At 66.7% G+C, this 21601-nt stretch carries 22 protein-coding genes; 10 read left to right on the top strand and 12 right to left on the bottom strand.

The genetic code is table 11. The features are described 5' to 3' along the window. Positions 1–36: 36 nt before the first annotated feature. The 9 genes from JYK17_RS33005 to JYK17_RS33045 form a co-directional block, all read right to left on the bottom strand. Positions 37–1728, bottom strand: a complete 1692-nt coding sequence (locus tag JYK17_RS33005) for a sensor histidine kinase (protein WP_308011724.1) — start codon at positions 1726–1728, stop codon at positions 37–39. A gap of 19 nt (positions 1729–1747) precedes the next feature. Then, positions 1748–2635, bottom strand: coding sequence for a DUF5936 domain-containing protein (locus JYK17_RS33010; protein WP_108013867.1), 888 nt, complete (start codon positions 2633–2635; stop codon positions 1748–1750). A gap of 30 nt (positions 2636–2665) precedes the next feature. Then, positions 2666–3610, bottom strand: coding sequence for a type II secretion system F family protein (locus tag JYK17_RS33015; RefSeq protein ID WP_108013866.1), 945 nt, complete (start codon positions 3608–3610; stop codon positions 2666–2668). A gap of 13 nt (positions 3611–3623) precedes the next feature. Further along, a complete protein-coding gene (locus tag JYK17_RS33020; protein ID WP_108013865.1) occupies positions 3624–4961 on the bottom strand; it encodes a TadA family conjugal transfer-associated ATPase in 1338 nt (445 codons plus the stop codon). A gap of 15 nt (positions 4962–4976) precedes the next feature. Further along, entirely contained in the window at positions 4977–5366 is a 390-nt protein-coding gene (locus JYK17_RS33025) for a TadE/TadG family type IV pilus assembly protein (RefSeq protein WP_222811809.1), read from the bottom strand. A gap of 1 nt (position 5367) precedes the next feature. Further along, a complete protein-coding gene (locus JYK17_RS33030; protein ID WP_108014069.1) occupies positions 5368–5754 on the bottom strand; it encodes a septum formation initiator in 387 nt (128 codons plus the stop codon). A gap of 17 nt (positions 5755–5771) precedes the next feature. Beyond that, positions 5772–7019 carry a CpaE/TadZ family protein gene (locus tag JYK17_RS33035; RefSeq protein WP_222811810.1) on the bottom strand — a complete coding sequence of 416 codons (1248 nt, stop codon included), beginning with the start codon at positions 7017–7019 and terminating at the stop codon, positions 5772–5774. Between the two features lie 9 nt (positions 7020–7028). Continuing rightward, positions 7029–7739, bottom strand: a complete 711-nt coding sequence (gene cpaB / locus JYK17_RS33040; RefSeq protein WP_108013862.1) for a Flp pilus assembly protein CpaB — start codon at positions 7737–7739, stop codon at positions 7029–7031. Between the two features lie 163 nt (positions 7740–7902). Continuing rightward, positions 7903–8712, bottom strand: a complete 810-nt coding sequence (locus JYK17_RS33045) for a hypothetical protein (RefSeq protein WP_108014068.1) — start codon at positions 8710–8712, stop codon at positions 7903–7905. Positions 8713–9112: 400 nt separating this feature from the next. Here JYK17_RS33045 and JYK17_RS33050 point away from each other — a divergent pair, with 400 nt between their 5' ends. From JYK17_RS33050 to JYK17_RS33070, 5 genes are all read left to right on the top strand, one after another. Next, complete coding sequence (locus tag JYK17_RS33050) at positions 9113–10708, top strand: hypothetical protein (protein WP_108013861.1); 1596 nt, start codon at positions 9113–9115, stop codon at positions 10706–10708. 26 nt (positions 10709–10734) lie between these two features. Continuing rightward, on the top strand, positions 10735–11307 hold the full coding sequence (locus JYK17_RS33055; protein WP_222811811.1) for a hypothetical protein: 573 nt from the start codon (positions 10735–10737) through the stop codon (positions 11305–11307). Between the two features lie 2 nt (positions 11308–11309). Further along, positions 11310–11741: a DUF3592 domain-containing protein gene (locus JYK17_RS33060; RefSeq protein WP_108013859.1), complete on the top strand. Its 432-nt coding sequence runs from the start codon at positions 11310–11312 to the stop codon at positions 11739–11741. Beyond that, a complete protein-coding gene (locus JYK17_RS33065; protein WP_222811812.1) occupies positions 11741–12127 on the top strand; it encodes a hypothetical protein in 387 nt (128 codons plus the stop codon). Before JYK17_RS33060 ends, JYK17_RS33065 begins: the two co-directional genes overlap by 1 nt. A 150-nt stretch (positions 12128–12277) precedes the next feature. After that, complete coding sequence (locus JYK17_RS33070) at positions 12278–13969, top strand: chitinase (RefSeq protein WP_222811813.1); 1692 nt, start codon at positions 12278–12280, stop codon at positions 13967–13969. A gap of 82 nt (positions 13970–14051) precedes the next feature. Here the strand turns inward: JYK17_RS33070 and JYK17_RS41315 are convergent, their stop codons facing one another. The 3 genes from JYK17_RS41315 to JYK17_RS33080 form a co-directional block, all read right to left on the bottom strand. Continuing rightward, a complete protein-coding gene (locus tag JYK17_RS41315) occupies positions 14052–14372 on the bottom strand; it encodes an Imm50 family immunity protein (RefSeq protein ID WP_372465353.1) in 321 nt (106 codons plus the stop codon). Further along, complete coding sequence (locus tag JYK17_RS33075; RefSeq protein WP_108013855.1) at positions 14362–14859, bottom strand: Imm50 family immunity protein; 498 nt, start codon at positions 14857–14859, stop codon at positions 14362–14364. Before JYK17_RS33075 ends, JYK17_RS41315 begins: the two co-directional genes overlap by 11 nt. 222 nt (positions 14860–15081) lie before the next feature. Further along, positions 15082–15876 carry a class E sortase gene (locus JYK17_RS33080; RefSeq protein WP_108013854.1) on the bottom strand — a complete coding sequence of 265 codons (795 nt, stop codon included), beginning with the start codon at positions 15874–15876 and terminating at the stop codon, positions 15082–15084. A 212-nt stretch (positions 15877–16088) separates the two neighbouring features. Between JYK17_RS33080 and JYK17_RS33085 the strand changes: the two genes are divergently transcribed. The 5 genes from JYK17_RS33085 (at position 16089) to JYK17_RS33105 (ending at position 21594) form a co-directional block, all read left to right on the top strand. Then, on the top strand, positions 16089–17561 hold the full coding sequence (locus JYK17_RS33085) for a glycoside hydrolase (protein WP_222811814.1): 1473 nt from the start codon (positions 16089–16091) through the stop codon (positions 17559–17561). A 158-nt stretch (positions 17562–17719) separates the two neighbouring features. Next, the gene (locus JYK17_RS33090) at positions 17720–18754 is read left to right on the top strand and encodes an SEC-C domain-containing protein (protein ID WP_222811815.1); all 1035 of its coding nucleotides are present in this window, start codon (positions 17720–17722) and stop codon (positions 18752–18754) included. Positions 18755–18857: 103 nt separating this feature from the next. Next, positions 18858–20033 (top strand): GmrSD restriction endonuclease domain-containing protein, encoded by a 1176-nt coding sequence (locus tag JYK17_RS33095; RefSeq protein WP_222811816.1) that lies wholly within the window; start codon positions 18858–18860, stop codon positions 20031–20033. Then, complete coding sequence (locus JYK17_RS33100; protein ID WP_222811817.1) at positions 20030–20587, top strand: HEPN domain-containing protein; 558 nt, start codon at positions 20030–20032, stop codon at positions 20585–20587. Before JYK17_RS33095 ends, JYK17_RS33100 begins: the two co-directional genes overlap by 4 nt. An 8-nt stretch (positions 20588–20595) precedes the next feature. Next, positions 20596–21594, top strand: coding sequence for a NaeI family type II restriction endonuclease (locus JYK17_RS33105; RefSeq protein ID WP_308011725.1), 999 nt, complete (start codon positions 20596–20598; stop codon positions 21592–21594). Positions 21595–21601: the final 7 nt, after the last annotated feature.

Genomic DNA, 21601 nt, shown 5'->3' on the forward strand with positions numbered 1-21601 from the left:
GCGCCTGTGGCTCGTAGTGATGCGTGTACGGCGTACTCATGCGGGCGCACTCGCTGTCGTGAGTGCCGCCAGCGGGAGTTCCAGGCGGACTTCCGTGCCCTTGGGGTGGCCGCCGCGGCCGATGCGGATGCGGGCGCCGACGGACGCAGCCCGTTCGACCATGCCGACCAGGCCGAAGTGGCCCGCGCGGCGCAGCTGTTCGAGGGTGGTGCCCGACGGCAGGCCGCGGCCGTCGTCGTACACGCTGATGCGCAGGAGGTCGCCGTGGACGCCGGCGCTCACGTCCACCCGGGTCGGGCCCGCGTGACGGTGTGCGTTCTCCATTGCTTCCGAGGCGATGGTGAGGAGCTGGCGGGCGACGGCGGGCGGCACGGGCGGGACGGCGTGCTCGCCGGTGGGGCGGTAGCACGCTGTGAGGCCGGTGCGCGTGCTGAAGTCCCGTGTGCGGGCTGCCAGTTCGACCAGGACGTCCGTCGCGTGGTCGGGATCCGATTCGCGGCGCAGGTCGGCGAGGAGTTCGCGTGATTCGGCAGCCGCCCGGCGGGCCGAGCGCGCCACCAGTTCCGCCTGTTGTCTGACGAGCTTGGCGTCCATGTGGGGAGCGCCGGCCGAACCCGCCAGACCGTCGGCGGCGAGCGCCACGCCGTGCAGGGTCTTGGCCACCGAGTCGTGCATCTCCCGGGCCAGACGCGACCGTTCGGCGCTGACCGCCTCCGTCACCGCGAGGCGTGCCTGCACGGTGGTGAGCGCCTGTGTCGCGGCGCCGAAGCGCAGCATGAGGTTGCGCAGGGCCGAACCCACCGCGCCCGCGATCACGCACAGGCCGGGCAGGAGCAGGGTCTCCGCGGGAGCCCCGTGCAGATCCTTCGAGGCCGCGTAGACCATGAAGAGGATCAGCGCCTGGAGCGAGGCGAACGCCGCGGCGCCCCGCCAGCCGTAGACGATGCCGGCGAGCAGCGGGGTGCAGACGCTGACGTAGGCCAGGGTGGTGTCCGGGCCTGCGGAGATGAGGAGCAGGGAACCGAAGAGGGTGTCGACCACCAGGAGCGTGGGGTGGCGCAGGAGGAGCGGGCCGAAGCGTTCCCAGTCCCTGAAGAGGACGTAGGACCCCATGAAGGTGACGACGACCGCTGCGCCCACGAGGCGGGTGGCGAAGCCCGGGGAGGCGTTGACGAGCGCGGCGGGGGCGGCGAGCGCGATCATGGCCAGGCGGAAGCCGAAGACCTGGCGGCACATGGCTTGCAGGGCGTTGACCTGGATGGGGATGGCGGCGGCGCCGGGCTCGCCACCGGACGCCGGTGTCGGTGCCGGTGTCGGTGTCGGTGCCGGGGCGGGTTCCGGTACCGGATTCGGTGCGGGTGCGTGCGTGGGCACCTGGCCTGCGACCGGCTTCGGGTTCGGGTCAGCACCCGTATCCGTACCCGCGCCCGCTCCCACACCCGTACCCGCACCCGCCCGCGCGCCCCCCGCACCGCTTTCGCTCGGCGCCGGAGACACGGGCGGCGCCCCCGCCTTCCCCCTCGGATCCGGTTGCGTCGGCACCCCCGGCAGCCGTGCCCCCACCGGTTCCCACCCCGGCGGCAGCGCCGGCGTCACCGACGTCACGGGGATGTCGGGGGCGCCCGTGCGGACGTGGGGCGGGAGGACCGTGCCCGCGGGCGGGGTCGTGATCTCCGGGGCTTTCGGACGTCGCCTCAGCAGGCCCGTTCGTTCCGTCGTCGTCGCCATGGCCGTCGTCACCCCGTCCCTACTTGCCCGTGATGGAGCCGAAGTCGGTGCCGGAGCCGAGGATCAGTCCGGCGCCGAGGAGGATCATGGTGGCCGGGACCATGAAGGTCGTGATCATCATGGTGGCCTTGGGGACGGCTCGGGCGGCCTTGCGGCGGGCGTTCTGCGCGTCCGTGCGGCGCATGTCCTTCGCCAGTGATACGAGGGTGTCGACGATCGGCGCTCCGAGTTCCTCGCCCTGCTGCAGGGCCGTCACGAACATCGCCACCTGTTCGGAGTCGTTGCGGCGGCGCAGTTCCGCGAAGGCCTGGCGGCGGCTCATGCCGAGGTCCATCTGCCGCAGGGTGATGCGCAGTTCGTCCGCCCAGGGGCCCTCGTACTTCGATGCCACCCGGTCCAGTGCCTGCCGGAAGCCCAGCCCCGCGCTCACCACGACCGCGAGCACGTCCAGGAAGTCGGGGAGGGTGCGTTCGATGACGTCCTTGCGGATACGGATCGCCGCCCAGATGCCGACCTCCGTCCAGAACGCGCCGAACGCGAACAGGATGACGGCGACGATGAAGTTGCCCTTCACCAGGAACACCAGTCCGCCGACGCCGCCCAGGAAGCCGTAGACCGCGCGGCGGGCCGCGTAGCGGTCGATCGTCAGACCGCCCGGATTGCCCGCGAGGTCGATCTTGCGGCGGTACTTGGCGACCAGCTTGGGGCCCATCAGGCGCAGTACCGCGGGCGCGTACCGCATGCCGAGGCGGTCGACGAGCGAGTCGACCGCGCCGGTGCGGGTGGAGCCGACCTCCAGGGCCAGCGCGAGGTCCCCGGGGAGCCGGGCGTCGGCCCGGTACATGCGAATGCCGGCGAAGATGCCCCAGACGCTGAGGCCCATCACCAGTGCCAGCAGAAGTGCCATGGTCGTCCTCCCTCCAGGCTCTCGGACGTCTCAGACGTCGATACGGGACATACGGCGGATGAGGATGAAGCCGACCGCGTAGAGCGAGAAGGCGATGATCACCGCGCCCTGGCCGAGCGGGGAGCCGGTCATCCGGTCCAGGGCGCCGTCCTTGACTCCGTTCATGAGGAACAACGAGCCCACGCCCAGGACGGGGACGGCGTACGACGTCATGTTCACCTGCGACAACTGCGTCCTGACCTCGCGCCGGGTCTCCTTGCGCTCCTCCAGCGTCTCCGTGAGGTTGCGCAGGGCGCTCACCACCTGGCCACCGGCCCGGTTCGAGAGGACCAGCGTCGTGACGAGGACGACCAGTTCGCGTGAGGGGAGGCGTTCCGTGAGTTCGCCGAGGGCGTCGTCCATCGATGCGCCGACCGCCAACTGGTTGGCGACCTTGCTCAGTTCCTCACCCGCCGGCGCCTCCAGTTCCTCGGCCGCCATGGCGACGGCTGTCCGCAGCGCCAGGCCGGCCTGGGTCGCGTTCGCCAGGATGCGGGCCAGTTCCGGGAGTTGGTTGATGAACTTCTCGATGCGCTTCTGGCGTTGCCAGTTGAGGAATTGAAGCGCGACCCAGATGCCGAGCAGTCCGGCCAGCGGGCCGAAGAACGGGGCCAGGGTTGCCTGCCCGATCAACCACAACCCCGCCACCGTAGCCATCATGTAGACAAAGAACTCCCCCGGCGTAATGTCCAACCCCGTGGCCGCCAACCGCAGTTCCAGCTTCTTCCCCGTCTTCGTACGGCGCAGCCGGCGGTCCAGGTTGCGGAAGTGGCGGCGTTTGCCGCCCAGTGGGATGTGGCCGGTGGCCGAGAGGCGGTCGACGAGGTCCTGGCGTTGGGCCTTGCCCATGGCGTAGGCGTGCAGGCCCATGACGCCCAGGACGCAGGTCAGCAGGGTGATGCCGGTGGTGAGCGTGACGAGGGTTTGCAGATCCATCTGCTGATCCGTCCTATTTCGCTTCTCTTGTCGCCAGTTGGTCTGCGGACTGGGCCACGCCGAAGGCCTGGGGGACGGGCTGGCTCGCCATGTAGAGGCGGTCGGCGGTGCGGCGTGGGAGCGGGAAGTATTCGAAGGCGCCGTAGATACGGCCGTCGGAGGCCATCGGCTGGGCGTTGAAACGGACCGCGGTCGCCAGTCGGTACGGCTCGCTGCCGTGGCTGTCCAGCAGCGCGATCTCGGTGATGCGGCGGACGCCGTCGGCGAAGCGGGTGAGCTGGATGATGACGTCGATGGCGCTGTTGATCTGGTCGTGCAGTGCCTCGAAGGGGACCTCGACCTCGGACATGGAGGCCAGGGTCTTCAGACGCATCAGGGCGTCCTCGGCGCTGTTGGCGTGCACGGTGGCCAGCGAGCCGTCGTGGCCCGTCGACATCGCCTGGAGCATGTCGAGGGATTCGCCGCCGCGGACCTCACCGACGACGATGCGGTCGGGGCGCATGCGGAGCGAGTTGCGCACCAGGTCGCGGATGGTGACCTGGCCCTTCCCTTCGACGTTCGGGGGGCGGGATTCGAGGCGGATCACATGTGCCTGTTGCAGCTGGAGTTCGGCCGAGTCCTCAATGGTGATGATGCGTTCGGATTCGGGGATCAGGCCCGAGAGCGCGTTGAGCAGGGTTGTTTTTCCGGTGCCGGTGGCGCCGGAGACGATGACGTTGAACTTCGCCTGCACCAGGCCCGCCAGCAGATACAGCATGTGCTCGTCCAGCGAGCCGAAGCCGATCATCTCCTGGAGGGTGAAGGAGCGCGGGAAGCGGCGGATGGTGAGGGTGGCGCCGGTCAGGGACAGCGGCGGGATGATCACGTTCACGCGCTCGCCGGACGGCAGGCGCGCGTCGACCATCGGATTCGACTCGTCCACACGGCGGTTGACGGTCGAGACGATGCGTTCGATCGTCTGCATCAGCTGGTCGTGGGAGGGGAATCGGAGGGGCAGTTGCTCCACCCTGCCGCCGCGCTCCACGAAGATCGCGTCCGGGCCGTTCACCATGATCTCGGTGATCGACGCGTCCTCCAGGAGGGGTTCGAGGATGCCGAGGCCCAGCGCCTCGTCCACCACGCGCCGGATCAGCTGCGAGCGCTCGACCGTGGAGAGCACCGGGCCCTCGCGGCTGATGATGTGCCCGAGCACCCGCTCCAGGCGGGCGCGCCGCTCGGCGGCGGCCAGGGCGCTCATCTCCGCGAGGTCGATCTCCTCAAGGAGCTTGGCACGGTACGAGGCGACCATGTGGCCGTCCTCGCCCCGGTTGCCGTTCTCCTCGGGGGAGTTGATGCGTGCCCGCAGGCTCATGTGGTCCTCGCAGCCTCAGTGGTCGAGCGGCATGGTGGCGCTCTTGTGGGCGTCTCCGAAACTCCATAAGGGGACGAGTGACGGGATGTGGACGGTGGCGGTGACCGTGACCTCGTCCCCGCCGGACGACGCCGGGCATCCCTTGACGTCGACCCAGCTGCTGACCGCGTCCCGGCACGCCTGCTCCGCCCCCTGCTGCAGCGAGGCGCTGCGCGCGCCCGCGCGTGCGGCCGTGCCCGCCTGCTGGGCGACGTAGGCGATGATGCCGAGCTGTACGGCGGCCAGGGCGACGAGCAGCAGGATCGGCAGGAACCCCAGGTATTCGATGGCGACTTGGCCCCGGTCGCGACCTTGGCCCCGGTCGCGACCTTGGCCCCGGTCGCGGTTCTTCCTCCCGTACGACATCTCAGTGCGTCCCCTCCTCCACGGCGCCCGCGTGGCCCTTCACGGTGAACGGGAAGCTGATCGTGCCGGGGAAGAGGACGGGGACCTTGATGCTGACGTCCGAGGTGATGTAGCCGGTGCCGAACCCGTCGCACCGCGCCGTCGTCCCCTGCTTCCACGCACCCGACAGCTTGTCCAGGCCCGCCTGTTGACACTTCCCTTCGCCGTCGTACTGGGCCGCCGTTCCCGCCCGGACCGCCTCGTCCGCAGCATTCCCCGCAAGCGTGAACGCGTACCCCACGAGTACGAGCTGCCACAGCACCACCAGCGTGACGATGATCGTCGGCGTCATGCCCAGGAACTCGATGGTGACCTGCCCCCGGTCCCGCCGTAACCACGACGTGCGCATACGCTCCCCCACCCCCCTCACTCCTTGCGCCGCCGGAAACTCACCGAACCCCGGTCCCCGCCCCGCAACCGCCCGCCCTTCTGGGCGACTTCGGGCACCTTCACCAGCCCCAGCTCCCCCGCCAGACCCCAAAGCGCCTGCTTCACCGCGCCCTTGCTGTCCAGTTCGTGGATGCGTCCCGCGTCCACGGCTCCTTGCAGCTCCTTGAAGTTGGCGGGGATCACGGTCCCGGCGACGGCCGTCCCGGTGATCCGCTGGATCAGCGGAGGCTGGATCTCCGTACCGCGGGTGTGCCGGTTGACGACCACGGTGGTCTCCTCCGCCTTGCGGATCTGCAGCCGGTCCCACATCCGCACCATCCGCTTGGCGCCGCGTACGGCCACCACGTCCGGTGTCGTGATCAGCAGCGCCACGTCCGCCATCTCCACCGCCGCGGCCCCCGCGCCGCTGAGCTGCGCCCCGCAGTCGATGACGACGACGTCGTAGCGCGAGCGCAGTGCGCTGACGATCTGCCGGGCGGCCCGGTCGGTGACCTCCTCGCCGCGTTCGCCCTCGCCCGGCGCGAGCAGCAGGGCCACGCCCGTGTCGTGCCGGAAGACCGCGTCGGCGAGGACGCGCGGCGAGATGTCGGTGATCGCGGCCAGGTCCACCACCGAGCGGCGGAACTGCACGTCCAGGTACGAGGCCACGTCGCCGGCCTGGAGGTCCATGTCCACCAAAGCGGCGCTGCGCCCCGACGCCTGTGCCGCGAGGGCCAGTTGGATCGAGGCGAGCGTCGCCCCGACACCGCCCTTGGCGCCGCACACCGTGACGACGGTGCCGCCGACGCCGGTGAACACGTCGCCGCCGGAGCCCAGATGGCGCCGTACGCCGACCGACCACTGGGCGACGGCCTGGACGCGGCTCGCCAACTCCTCGTAGCTGAGGGGAAGTGCGACCAGTCCGCGCGCGCCGTAGTCCATGGCGGCCTGGAAGAGGCCGGGGCTCGCGTCCGAGGTGACGAGGATGACTCCCACCGCGGGGAAACGCAGGGCGACTTCACGGATCAGCTCCAGGGCCGGGACCGGGCCGATCCGCTCGTGCACCACCACGACCTCGGGCAGTTCGTCGACCGATTCGGCGGCGAGCCGCGCGAGGGTGTCGATGAGCTGGGTCGAGTCGACGACCGGGGCCACCGGTTCGGCGTCCGGGAGCTGGCTGAGCAGTGTCGTGATGGAGCGGACCGCGTCCACGTCACCGACTGCCGGGAGGATCCTCGTGGGCATGCGGGCCTCTCACTTGTCCTTCGCGAGCTGGTACGTCCGGTCCTTGTCGGGAACCGTGGTGTCGCTGCCCGGCGCCACCAGGGCGAGCCGGACCCGCTGGGCGAACGACTCCGCGTAGGTGATGCGCTGGGCGTCGAGGGTGGAGAGGGCGAAGGTGATCGGGACGGCGTCGGTGGGCTGCTGCTGGTTCTTGTTGTTCTCGTTGGGATCCAGCGCGGTGATCTTGCCGACGTCGAGGACCTTCGCATTGGTCACGATGATCTTGGACTGGGCGGGATCACCCTCCCGTTCGCCCGCGAAGGTGGCGTACACGTTGACCGTGGAGCCCGGCGTGATCTTGCCGGCGACACCGGTCGCCGCGTCGATCATGATGGCGACCTCCTGCTGCCCGGGCTGCAGGGCCGGCTGGTTCACGATCATGTCGCTCTGCAGCAGGGAGCCGGCCTGCAGAGTGGTGACGGCGATCTTGCCCTGGATGTCGCGCAGGTTGGTGATCGCGTTGTCGGACAGCCAGCGCTTGGGCATCTTGATCTTCTCGAACTGGCCCGTGGTCAACTGGGTGTAGGGCGCCACGTTCGACTTGACCCGGTAGGCCGTGACCTCCGGGCCCACCTTGGACTTCACGTCGCTGATGACGGACAGGACGCCGGCGAACGCGCCGAGGGCGCAGATGACCGACAGAAGCAGGAGTAGCACGCCGCGGCGCTGACGGGAGTTCATGAACCGTACAACCTCATTGGGGATATCGGTCGAGCGGAATAGAACGGTCTTTGGCAGAACGGTCTTTGGCAGAACGGTCTTCGGCAGAACGGTCTTCGATGGTGCGAGCGGTGCACCGGGCCGAGGGGACGCAAGTCCCGTCGTGCGCCCTGTGGTTCAGGACTCACCCGGCGGGGATTTGGTTCTGGAGGAGCGGTGGTGTAGCTGAACAGAACACGCAGCGATCGCCGATGACGTCGATGCCGCACCAGTGGCAGACGCCCTGCCGCACCGAGGTGACCAGCTGGTACAGCACGGACAGGTCGGGGAGATAGGCGGCGAACTCGATCAGCTTGCCCGTGCCCCACCAGACCTGTGACTCGGCCGGCAGCGGCGCCTCCCGTAGTCCCTGGACGCTCCAAGACTGCGCAAGGGTTCCAGTGACCCAGTCGGACTGCAGCTGCCCCTTGGCCACCAGCATCCAGGTGCCGAACTCCGGCCCGCCGAGGGTGGCCTCGGGTGCGATCTTCACCAACTGCGGTTCCGGATGGGCCAGTACGCCGAACTGGCTGCCCGGCACCCAGGACTTGGCGTGCGACTTCAGGCCCACGGGAACGCGGTCGAGCCGGGCGACGGATCCGAGCAGCGCACCGCAGTGGATGTAGTGCGTGAGCAGACGACCGGCGGAGGCGAGCACGCCGGGACTGAGGTCGCAGGAGCCCAGCTGCCTCAACTGGCGTGCCAGGACGGCCAGTCCGAGCGGGGGCAGGTCCGGACGGAACAGGGCGATACGGTCGCTCTCCAGCAGCGAACGGATGGTGTGCAGCCGCCGCTCCACCCCGCGGGAGACCGCGTGGGAGCACACGACGATCAGATGCCCGTGCTGGTCGAGAAGGCTCTGCACCGCGGCGAGCGCCTGCTCCAGCGGCTGTACGTCGAGGTCCGGCAGAACGACGGCGGGCAGGGTCCGCTCGTCCTGCGGCGGCAGCGCCATGTCGGCACTGGTCACGGCAATGGCAGTTGGCACGCGCAGCTCCCCGTGTTACGCCGTCGGTGTACCGGTGTTACTCCGGTGCACCGAGATGACTTCACTGCGTGACTACCTCAGCACTGTATCCACGCCTCTGTGACCGGAGAACAGCGTTTCTGTAGCTGGTGGGCAACTGTCGTTTCACAAGACACGCCAAAACGGGGCAGGTTGAGCATCTCGCCGGTCCCCTTCCGACTCTGGGCCTCCGAATGGGCTCCGGATGGGCCTCCGGATGGGCCTCCGGTTGGGCCTCCGATTGGGGCCCCGAGTTGGGCCCTCGGGCCCACGCCTCCCGGCATCCCCCGCGCCTACCGTCACGGCCATCGGCAGCAACCACACCGCCCGCCACGGAGGAGGGGTGCGCATGTCTCGCGGGGGAGGCATACGACTGCGCAGGCGACGCAGACACGCCTACGACGGCAGCGGCGTCCGGCGCAGACACGTCTACGACGACAGCGGCGCGACCGGCACCGAGTACCTCGGGATGGTCGTGGTCAGCGCCGCGATCGTGCTCGGCATCTCGGCCACCGGACTCGGGCAGACGATCTACGGCAAGCTCAGCGCCGAGATCTGCAAGGTGGCCGGCGGCGGCAACTGCGGGAGCAGCAACCAGAGTCCGGACAAGCCGCTCACCGACGCGGACTTCGAGCCCGCCCTGTGCCAGGTCTCCTCGGTCACCGACAAGGCCGGCTCCAAGGCCAAGATCCTGTTCTGGGAGATCGGCAACGAGTACGGCTTCCAGGAGCAGCACCTGAAGGCGAAGACGGACGTCAACCACGACGGCAAGGTCGACGACAAGGACGAGCTGGTCTATCTGACCTTCACCGACGCCGCGTCCGTCGGCGCGAAGAAGGACTTCAAACCGGGCATGAAGCTGGGCAAGTTCGGCACCGACAAGGTGGAGCTCGGCGCCGGCATCAAGGTCACCAACGGCGACACCTGGGTGTTCGAGAGCCCCGACGAGGCCAAGCAGTTCCGGGACGACGTGGAGAAGCTGCAGATGTACCAGATGCGGCGCGAGATGCCCGGCGGCGCGGACGCCAGCCTCGGCGACAGCATCGCGTATCTCTTCGGGACGGGTCCGCTCAAGGACGAGGAGGAGACGGAGAAGCGGGTCAAGGACCACCTCGGCGGCAACCGCCAGATCACGTACGGCAAGGTGGGTCTGGACGCCTCCGCGTCCGCGGGCATCAAGTTCTCCCTGGCGGACGAGAAGAAGCTGAGCGCCACGCTCGGCGGGAACTTCAAGTACTCGCCCGAGGTGACCTGGACGGACAACGCGTACAAGAACACCAAGTCGTACACCTACTCCTCGTCGATCGAGTACGGCACGACGACGGGCTACCAGGCAGGGCCCCTCAGCGGCGACTACTCGGCCTCCCGCACCCAGACCGGCACCGTCACGGTCACCTACGACAAGACGACCGGCAAGCTGGTCCGTATCGACATGACCCGCACGGTCGAGGACGGCCGTCAGAAGGACGGCGCCAAGGTCGGCGGCGACAACGGCAAGAGCGGCAAGGACAAGCGGGGCGGCAGTGTCGGCGAGAAGGGCACGGACAGCTCCACCGGCATCGAGATCGTCACCAACTCCGTGAGTTTCGACCCCGGTCCGGCGGGCGACAAGGACCGGGCGATCGGCGAGCAGTGGCTGGACGGCAACAACGAGCAGATCGCCACGCCGTTCCAGTACATGTTCGACGGCCACGCCCCGACCAGCCGACCGGGCGCCGACGACCCCTTCGGGCAGCTGATGTTCGACAAGGGCCGGTCGAGCCGTATGACGTACACGGGCGAGGTCAACGCGGCCGAGTACGGCTTCGAGCTGAACCTCGGCCTCAGTCTGGGCCTGTCGATCAGCACCGAGAAGAAGTCCGAGACCCTCGACGACGCGCAGTTCCTGGGCGCTCCCCGCGGCACGAGCCGCTCCTACCTTCCCTACAGCTACTGTGCGAACTGATGAGGACGAGAGGGGAGTTTCCGCTGATGAAGACCCGCCGTACGCTCCTGGCCGCCGGCCTGCTGACCGCGCTGACCGCGTTGCTCGCCGGGTGCGGAGACGGGGGCTCGGACTCCGCCGCCGTGCCGGACGGCTGGGGGACGCTGAGGACGAAGGGCGTCGATGTGTCGTACCCGAAGGGGTCCGACGGGTACCGGGAGCAGAGCGGCGCCGACCGGAGCAAGTACAACGCCGCGGCCGCCGACCGTACGGAGAACGGGCGAACCGTCTCGATCATCACCGTCCAACTCGGCTTCACCCAGGCGGACTCGGCGGAGCAGGCGGCCATCGGCGCGGAGGCCGGGATCCAGATGGGCGCGAGCGTCAAGGGCGACAAGGACGTGAAGCTGGCCGGCACGGACGAGGCCAAGCGGATCGACTTCTCCTTCAAGTCGGCGGGCCAAAACGGCGATCCGCCCAAGGGCACGCCGGTCAAGGGCGTGATCCTTACGGGCCTGGACTCCTCCGACCAGACCTTCGCGGTCCGGATCGACGCGGTCGAGGGCAAGCTCTCGGACGCGGACCTGGCCAGGATCATCAAGTCGGTGGAGGTGCACTAGCCGTGCACGTACCGGGCGGTGGATACGTCGTACTCGCCCTGCTCATCGCCCTGTTCGGAGCGATCGCCTGGAAGTACGCGAGGCGCCTTGTGACCGTGGCGCGGGTGCTGCGCCGCGGGGAGCGCGCGCCCGGCGAGTGCGTCCGCGTGGAGACCGAGCCGTACAACCGCTCGGACGCCACCCGTCACTTCTTCGCCTTCTCCACGGCCGACGGCACGCGGGTCGAGTTCGAGGACCTGGCGAGCCGGTCGACCGACGAGGGCACGGCGGTGACGGTCACGTACGACCCGCGCGATCCGCAGGGCACGGCGACGGTCGCGGGCCGGGGCACCTGGTCCCCCGTCCTTCAGCCCCTGGTCCTGACGGCGGGCTGCGGCCTGGCGGCGCTGGGCTTCACGATCCTGCTCTGCTACGAGGCTTTCGGAGGCGGCTGATGGCGCTCATACGTTCCTGGGCCGTGGGCGTGCTCGTTCTCGTGGTCACCGAGTACATCCAGGTCACCGCGGTCTACGACAAGGTGGTGGGCCTCGAGGGGGTCGACTCCTTCGCTACGGCCCTGGTCTTCGTCCACATACCGAACCTGTTCTGCGTCGTCCTCGCGACCTGGGCCGCCGCGCGGGTGCATCCGCAACCGTGGCGGCACGTACCCGCGCACCATGTGGCGGCGGCGTGCGCGGTGCCGGCGGCGGGGCAGTTGCTGCTCCTCTCGCTCCAGCCCGACCTGGTCAGCGTCTCCAGCCTCGCGCTGTGGATGTCGACGGGGGTGCTGCTGGCGGGGTGCTCGATGGGGCTGCTGCTGGACAAGTGGTGGGAGGGGTGAGTCCGGGGGGCGTTGGCTATGCGTCTGGGAGGCGTCGCCTATGCGTCTGCGGGGACGTTGGCCGTGAGTCTGGGGGACGTTGGCCATAAGTCTGACTGAAGTTGGTCTGGACCTCTTGACAGTTGAATTGGTCTGGACCAGCTTATTGTCATGTCCCCACACACCAGATCGGCACGGCTCTGGGCCTCAGTGGCCACCGCCGCCCTCGCCCTGACCTTCGCGGGCGCGGGCCAGGCGTCCGCAGCGGACGTCAACAACGCCAGGAACTCCGGTTTCGAGTCCGGCCTCGGCAACTGGACGTGCAGCGCCAACAGCGGCACGACCGTCTCCTCCCCGGTGCACAGCGGCGCGGCAGCGCTGAAGGGAACACCGGCCGGGCAGGACAACGCGCAGTGCACCCAGTCCGTCGCGGTCAAGCCCAACTCGACGTACTCGCTGAGCGCTTGGGTGCAGGGCGGCTACACCTACCTCGGCGTGACCGGCACCGGCACGACCGACGTCTCGACGTGGACCCCCGACTCGTCGAGCTGGAAGCAGCTGACGACGAGCTTCACCACGGGCTCGTCGACCACGTCGGTGACCGTCTACACCCACGGCTGGTACGGCCAGGCGCCGTACTACGCCGACGACGTCTCGGTGTACGGCCCGGACGGAGGCGGCGGCAGCGACCCGAACCCGACGGTCCCGGCGACCCCGGCCGGCCTGGCGGTCTCGTCCACGACCTCGTCCTCGGCGTCGCTGTCGTGGAACGCCGTGTCGGGCGCCACGGGCTACAACGTCTACCGCAACGGTACGAAGGTGACGGCGGTGACCGGCACGTCGGCCACCGTGACGGGCCTCGCGGCCTCCACCTCGTACTCCTTCCAGGTCACGGCGACCAACTCGGCCGGTGAGTCGGCCAAGTCGACGGCGGTGACCGCGACGACCACCTCCGGTGGGGGCAACGGTGGCATCGCCCTGCCCAAGCACGCGGTGACCGGCTACTGGCAGAACTTCAACAACGGCGCGACCGTCCAGAAGCTCTCCGACGTCTCCTCGCAGTACGACATCATCGCGGTGGCCTTCGCGGACGCCACGACGACGCCGGGCGCCGTGACCTTCAACCTGGACTCTGCGGGGCTCGGCGGCTACACCGTCGACCAGTTCAAGGCGGACATCAAGGCGAAGCAGGCCGCGGGCAAGAAGGTCGTCGTGTCCGTGGGCGGCCAGAACGGCACGATCTCGGTGAACGACTCCACGTCGGCCACGAACTTCGCCAACTCGGTCTACTCGCTGATGCAGACGTACGGCTTCGACGGCGTGGACATCGACCTGGAGAACGGCCTCAACGCCACCTACATGTCGCAGGCGCTGCACTCGCTGGCGGCGAAGGCGGGCTCCTCCTTCGTCCTCACGATGGCACCGCAGACGATCGACATGCAGTCGACGTCGAACTCCTACTTCCAGACGGCGCTCAACGTGAAGGACGTCCTCACCGTCGTCAACATGCAGTACTACAACAGCGGTTCGATGCTGGGCTGCGACGGCAAGGTCTACAGCCAGGGCTCCGTCGACTTCCTCACGGCCCTCGCCTGCATCCAGCTCGAAGGCGGCCTCTCCCCCTCTCAGGTGGGCCTCGGCCTCCCGGCCTCCACCAGCGCGGCGGGCAGCGGCTACGTCTCCCCCACAGTCGTCAACAACGCCCTCGACTGCCTCACCAAGGGCACCGGCTGCGGCTCCTTCAAACCGTCGAAGACGTACCCCGACCTCCGCGGCGCCATGACGTGGTCGACGAACTGGGACGCTTCGGCGGGGAGTTCATGGTCGAACTCGGTGGGCGGCCACGTGCACGCGCTGCCGTAACCAAGCGGTTCACCGATGCCGCATGGTGCCCCATGGTGCTCCTGCCCACGGAAACGTGGGCGGGGGCACTGCCGCTCCCGCTTCAGAAACTCCCGGAGGCGAGATAGGCACGCGACTTCACCAGCTCAACCGCGGAAGCCAGGAAGCTGATCCCAGAATCCCCCGACCCGAGAGACGTCCCCTGCCGGCGGACCCGAACATCCGTCACGCCTGTGAAAACGAAATAGAACTCGAAGGCGTTGTACCCGTTCTCCACCCACTCCGGAAGCGGATCAACGGGGCATTCTCGCGTCTCGAACCCCAAGGTCGCGGAGCTGCCACGCTCGTCGAAGTGCACGTAGAAGAGCCGGCATGCGTCCAAGAACCCATCAGAAGGCAGAAGCTGCCGCCAGTCAGCGCCCATAGAACGGGTACACCTCCGTTCCGGGAAGACTCTCGTACAGCCGGGCGTCCACCTTGCTCACAAAGCGATGGGGGCCACTGTCCGTACCGTCCGCCTGCGCCTTGAACGCACTGACATGACTGAGCGTCGCGAGCTCATGGCACTCGAACTCCAACGCCACGCCGCGCCCTTCGACGCAAACACGCATACGCCTCTCGTCGCCGTACGGCTCCATCCGCACATCACCCGTCGTCGGCGGCACCCAGCGGCTGAGAGAAACTTCCGCCACATCCAGGAAGGCCAACTGACACTGAACCGCGTCCACCCCCGCGTCGAGCCACTCCCGAGGCGCCTCAGCCGGGAAGGACGGCAGATCGACGCGGAGCGTGACGGTAGGCCCGACGGGACTCAGATTGACGGACCTGATCGCGACGCCGCGCAGCTCGGGAACGCTGCCGTAGAGCGACAGAAGCACCTCGGGATTCACCAGCCGGCTTTCAAGGGTCATGCAGACAGCACTCCGGCCACATCGTCCTGGGAAAGCTCCAACAGCGCCTCAAAAGGGTACGCGCCCAGATCGTCTACTCACCCTCCACGATCCGCCCTCCCCGCACTACGACGCAGAATTGCTCCGGTACGTCCCCTTCACGCGCCCGAGGTGTGCACCCTGATGGGACACCAGGGGGACGTAAAGATCGCCAGCGCCACCCGGCGCCCCGGTTTTCGTGACCTAGCCCCGAGGCCTCATCGACACCAACTTCCCCCACACCACCAGCCGATACCGCGACGTGTACTCCGGGGTGCAGGTCGTCAGGGTGATGTAGTAGCCGGGTTCGCTGTACCCGTAGCGAGGCTTGACGATGGAGCGCGGGATCGGGCGGATGACGCCCGAGTCGCGGGCCGCGGTCTGGGGGAGGGTCTTGTCTACGGCGTAGGTGTACGTCGCCGTCCTGGTCTCCACGCGTACGACGTCCTTCGCGCGCAGCCGGTTGATGTACCGGAAGGGCTCGCCGTGGGTGTTGCGGTGCCCGGCGAGGGCGAAGTTGCCTGCCTGGCCGGGCTGCCCGGTGCCGCGGTAGTGGCCTACGTACCCCTTGTTGAGGACGTTCTGCTTGCTGACGCCCTCGGCGACGGGGACGCGGAGGCCGAGGCGGGGGATGGCGAGGATGGCGTAGGCCTGGGACCAGTCGGGGCGTGACTGCCGGGCGGCGGTGGCCCGTTGGGCTCCGGAACCGTCGGCCGCGCCACCGGCTCCGTGCCTCTCCGGCGACGAGGCCGGCGGGGACGTCGCGGATCCGCCACCCCCACCGTCGTCACTCCCCCCGTCCCCCCAGTCCCGCTCCAACGCCTCCACCTTCCGCTCGGCCCCCCGCCGCGCCTCCCGGTTCGTCCACCACAGCTGCTGGACGACAAGGAGCAGGAGTACGACGCCCACGGTCACCAGGACCTCACCCCCGGTCCACCACACGCGCCGCCGCCGGGCCAGCCGCCGCCGGCTGCTGTGCTGCACGACCGGAACGCGCATGCGTACGCCCCCTTCACCGAGCCGCCGAGCCGCCCGCACCATAGGCGCAGCGCCCTCAACTCACCAGGCACACCCCCGTTCGAGACTTCGTACAAAGGTTTTAGAAAGTGGTTTGAGAAAGCGCTGTCGGAACCCTCGACAACCCACCCCCCACCCCCGATGCTTCGTCCTGGCATGAACAGGACACGCAAAGAAGCGGACTGGGAGCAGCCATGATCCGACGCAGAACCCTGCTGACCGCAGCAGGCGGCACCCTCCTCGGCAGCGCTCTGGCAACCGGCACCGCACACGCGGACGCGACGATCGCCGTCAACCCGGGGACGTCGTACGGCACTTGGGAGGGCTGGGGCACCTCCCTCGCCTGGTGGGCCAACGTCTTCGGCGCGCGCGACGACTTCGCCGACATCTTCTTCACCACCAAGTCGACGACGTACAACGGCACTTCACTGCCCGGCCTGGGCCTGAACATCGCCCGCTACAACCTCGGCGGATGCAGCTGGAACACCGTGAACGGCGAGAGCATGGCCGTCTCCCCCAACATCCCCGCCTTCAAGCAGATCGAGGGCTACTGGCAGGACTGGAACAACGAGGACCCCACCTCCTCGGCCTGGAAATGGACCGCGGACGCCACCCAGCGCGCGATGCTGACGAAGGCGGTGGCCCGCGGCGCCACCACGGAGCTGTTCGCCAACTCCCCCATGTGGTGGATGTGTTTGAACCACAACCCCTCGGGCGCCGCCGACGGCGGCAACAACCTCCAGTCCTGGAACTACCGCCAGCACGCCTCCCACCTCGCCGCCGTAGCCCTCTACGCCAAGAACAACTGGGGCGTGAACTTCGCGACGGTGGAGGCGTTCAACGAGCCCTCGTCCTCGTGGTGGACGGCCACCGGCACGCAGGAGGGCTGCCACATGGACGCGACGGTCCAGGCAGCCGTACTGCCGTACCTGCGCAGCGAGTTGGACAAGCGCGGCCTGACCGGCACCAGGATCTCCGCCTCGGACGAGACCAGTTACGACCTCGCGCGCACCACCTGGAACTCCTTCTCGTCCACCACCAAGGGCTACGTCGACCGCGTCAACGTCCACGGCTACCAGGGCTCCGGCGGCCGCCGCGACCTGCTCTACACCGACGTCGTGACGACGGCCGGCAAGGCCCTGTGGAACTCCGAGACCGGCGACAACGACGGCACCGGCATCACCCTCGCCGGCAACCTCCTCTACGACTTCCGCTGGCTCCACCCCACCGCCTGGGTCTACTGGCAGGTGATGGACCCGTCCTCGAACTGGGCGATGATCGCGTACGACGCGGACACACTGCAGCCGGGCGCCGTCACGACGAAGTACTACGTCATGGCCCAGTTCAGCCGCCACATCCGCCCCGGCATGAAGATCCTCGACACGGGCGTCAGCTACGCGGCCGCCGCCTACGACGCGAGCGCCAGGCGCCTGGTGATCGTCGCGGCCAACACCGCCTCCTCCGCCCAGACCTTCACCTTCGACCTCGCCGGCTTCTCCACGGTCGGCGGCGGTTCGGGCGGCCTGGTGCCGCGCTGGAACACGGTGACGACGGGCGGGGACATGTACAGGTCGTACTCGGACACGTATGTGAACGGCAAGACGGTGGCGGTGCCGTTCGCGGCGAAGTCGGTGCAGACGCTGCAGATCGACGGGGTCGTGATCTGACACCGGCACGGAGACCGACGGGGGAACGACGGAGGAGCGAGGGAGACCGACGGAGATGGACGGAGGTGGAGACCGACGGAGAAGGTACGGAGATGGAGACCGACTGCTGACCAGCACTTGCCTCCTCCTTGTCACTGATCGGCAGTACGGTTTCCCTCATGCGCCCCGACACGCCTGCCGAGAACGCTGACCACACCGCCGAAGCGGCCCGCCTGGAGCGGACCGCGGGCCTGTATCCCGAGGATGCCGAGGCCCTCCTCCTCCAGGCCGCGGCCCACCTGGAGCTGGCCGGCGACCGCCCCGCCGCGACCACGCTCTACGACCGCCTGCTGTCCTCCGCGGACGGCCTGGAGAAGCCGTATCTGGTACGAGCCCTCAAGGCCTCGAACCTGTGGGAGTACGGCCATGAGGCCGAGGCCCGCGCGATCATCGACGGCGTCCGCGCGGCAGCCCCGCGCGACCCGGCACCCTGGGTGATCGTCGCGGAGGCGCTGGAGGCGCACGACGAGCTGGAGGCGGCGCAGGAGACGTTCACGGAAGGCGCGAGCCTCCTGCTCACGGATGTCTCCGAGCCGCCGTACGCCACACACCCGCTGCTCTTCGGCCGCCATCGCGTACGGCGGATGCTGGGCGCCGACCACGACGATTGGGACGTACTCGCCGACACCCTGCACTCGTCCCCGGTCTCCCTGGACGAACTCCACGACCCGAAACGCATCTGGTCCCTGGGCTCCGACAACCCCCAGGAACTGGCAGCCGAGATCTCCCGCCTCCAGGCCGAACTGGGCACCTACCGCGAGGCGTTGTCCCGCCCCTTCCCGGTGGCGGTCCTCCACTGGCCGGCCTCGGAACTGGCCGAACTCCTGGAGGCGTATCCGACCCTCGCGGCCGAGTACCCCTCCCACGAGGAGCACCTGGCCACGATAGAGGCCTCCCTCCGAGAACTGTCGGCCTCCGGCACCCCGAACCTCGGCATCGTCACAGGCACCGTCCCCTCCTACGAGGCCTTCGCCGCCTCGGAGGCGTCATCCCCGGCGGACGTAGACCTCCTCCCGCAGTACGCGACGACACTGGCGGCACGGGGGCGAGCGGAGGAGTGGCCGCCGCAGCGGGGGGCGGCGTGCTGGTGCGGGTCGGGGCGGGGCTACGGGGAGTGCCACGGTCAGGCATCCCCTGGGCCCACTCCGAGTTGATCTTCAATCTCCTGACAGCAATCTCCGAAAAACCCAGTCCCAGCACACACTCACCGCATACGGTAAAAGGCTGATCTCCAACTACAACCCAGGGGGCCGAGCAATGTCGAAGGAACTTTCTGTCGAGGCTATTGAGGTTGAAGACGACGAGCAAGAACAGATCAGCGAATACGACATCGTCTCGTCGCCTAACGACTTCAACACCCTTACCATCAATAGTTTCATCGACCAGGGTGCCATCCAGACCCCAGGTTTTCAGCGCAATTACGTATGGGACGTAAAACGAGCATCCAAGCTCATCGAGTCACTCATTTTGGGGCTTCCCGTCCCTCAAGTGTTCCTCTACGAGGAGAATCGCAATAAGTTCCTTGTCATAGACGGCCAACAGCGGCTCCTTACCGTTCACTTTTTCATGAAGGGAAGATTCCCAAGGAAGGAGAAGCGCAGCGAACTCAGGAAGGTACTAAATTCGGGAGAAGGACTCACGCCGGACCTCCTGGCAGATGACGAATTCTTTACACCTTTCAAGCTACAACTCCCCAAGCTGCCCAACGGAACTCCAAATCGATTCTCACGCCTGACTTACGAGACCTTGGGCGACTATCAAAATCAGTTCAATCTGCGGACGATCCGGAACGTGATCGTCAAGCAAGTCAACCCGAAAGACGGCGATTCTTCGATTTTCGAGATGTTCAATCGCCTCAACACGGGCGGCGTCAACCTTAACACTCAAGAAATCAGAGCGAGCCTCTACCATTCGAAGTTTTTTGAAAACCTATTCTCACTCAACGAGAATAAAGAATGGAGATCGATTCTCGGCACAACCGATCCAGATTTCCGGATGCGTGACATCGAGATCATCTTGCGAGCTCTGTCCCTCAATGAGGGGACAGATTCGTACTCGGGCTCGATGACCAGCTTTATTAACTCTTTCTGCAAAGAAGCTCAGGGTTTTCCAGAAGAGCAGGTAGCTCAAGTAACCGAGGGCTGGGAGTGGTTCCTCGGCACGATCCATGATTGGGACGAGTGGACCTTCTGGCCTGGCCGAAAGAAATTTAGTGCCCTACTCTTCGAGTCGGTCTACTGCGCAGCTCAGAGGCTTCGAGCGGAAGGATACGATCTAAAGCTACTTGATCACACTAAGGTCTCAGCATTTGGGCGTAGCGAAGGATTCTCTGTCTTCTCCCAAGAGGGATCGACAAAGACAGCAAATGTAAAAGGTCGACTCACTGCGACTTACAATTTCATGCGGGGTGCTCTAGAAGAGGTGTCGCAGTGACTGCTCCTGCGAAACCGGTGGCACTCCTATACAACGACCAGCAGCAGATGCTGGCCGAACTCCAAGTGCGCGAACCTTCGTTTCACTCAACACTGCAGACGATGCTACCGAAGGTTCTCCTACTCGCCGCAGCCAGCGAATTTGAACATTATGTGTGTCTGCACCTGCGGGACTACGTTAGCGACCATGTGACCTCTCCGGGGATCGTGTCTCTGGTAGACCGTAAGGCCATTAGCAGGCAGTATCACACCTATTTTGATTGGCCCCGTAGAAAGGCTGGCCCCTTCTGGGCCCTCTTCGGCAAGGACCAGAAGAAGGCCATCGAGGCCGAGATAGCAGCAAAGGAGCCCATACGCGAGGGTCAAGAGGCATTCCTGGAAATAGGGTCCATCAGGAACGAGCTCGTTCACAGCAATTATGCAACATTCACCTTGAACAAGACGCTAGAAGAAGTTTACGACCTATACCGAAAAGGATCCTCGTTCATCGACGAGCTTCCACGCTTGCTGCGCATTCCAGTCGATATCAGCGATCAGCCCGTTGCTCTTATGTGAGGATTTTGGTGCCAATCCACCGTAACGAGGAACTACCCCTCGACATTTCAGTTTCCAAAACAGCCGCCCAGGCTGCAGAAGATGCAGAGTTGACGCGGGTTCGTGAGCGTCTCCTAGAGTTGGACCCTGAAGGGGAGAACTTTGCGGCGGTCCTGCGCGACACGATAGATCAGCTTCTCGACGGGGAAAATACAGGTCGCTACGACTGGCGCCAGCTTCATAAGACCGAAAAGACGCATGCCGGAACTCTCGTGGAGATAAATCTCCAACGTAGATTCGATTTCAGTTCAGGTAGAGACATGGACTATGAAATCGCGGGTGTGGACGTGGACTGCAAGTTTTCGCAAGTTCTGGGCGGCTGGATGATCCCCCCTGAGGCTATGGGGGAAATTTGCTTGGTTGTGTGGGCTGATGACCAGGCCAGCAAGTGGAGCGCGGGTCTCTTGCGGGCTGACCAGGAAAAGCTTACGAGAAACGGCCTGGTGACACGCAAAGGGAACAGGGATCACAAATACCGACTCAATAAAACGAATTTGAATCTGATTAGCTGGCTTTGGTATATGCGACCGCTTAAGAAGAATCTGCTGCTTCATCTTGAAGATGAAACTCGCCGTGCACTCTACGCACCTACTTCAGGCCAGAGGCGCGTAAATGAGTTGTTTCGGCGTGTACAGAGACAAAGAATTGACCGCAACGTAGTTAGAACTCTTGCCCAGCAGCATGATTACATGGCTCGTGTGCGCGACGATAAGAAGCGTACGCGCGCCCGGCCGGCCTTGAGGGAAGAGGGTTTCATTATTCCTGGAGACTCGCGCAACCATCAAGCCGTTGCTGAGGCGCTTGGAGGGCCGGTTCCGGGAAGGGGAGAGTTTGTGAGTTTCAGGGTCGCGAAGGCGCAGCCCCACCATGGGGATCGTCCCTCTGTCGAGCTCGATGGCTGCACGTGGGTAGCCGTTGCTCCGGGCGAGAAGGCGGAGAGTCCTGCCCCTAAACTGCCATCCCGATAGCCGAAGC

It is taken from the genome of Streptomyces plumbidurans (assembly GCF_019857225.1).
Taxonomy (GTDB): domain Bacteria; phylum Actinomycetota; class Actinomycetes; order Streptomycetales; family Streptomycetaceae; genus Streptomyces; species Streptomyces plumbidurans.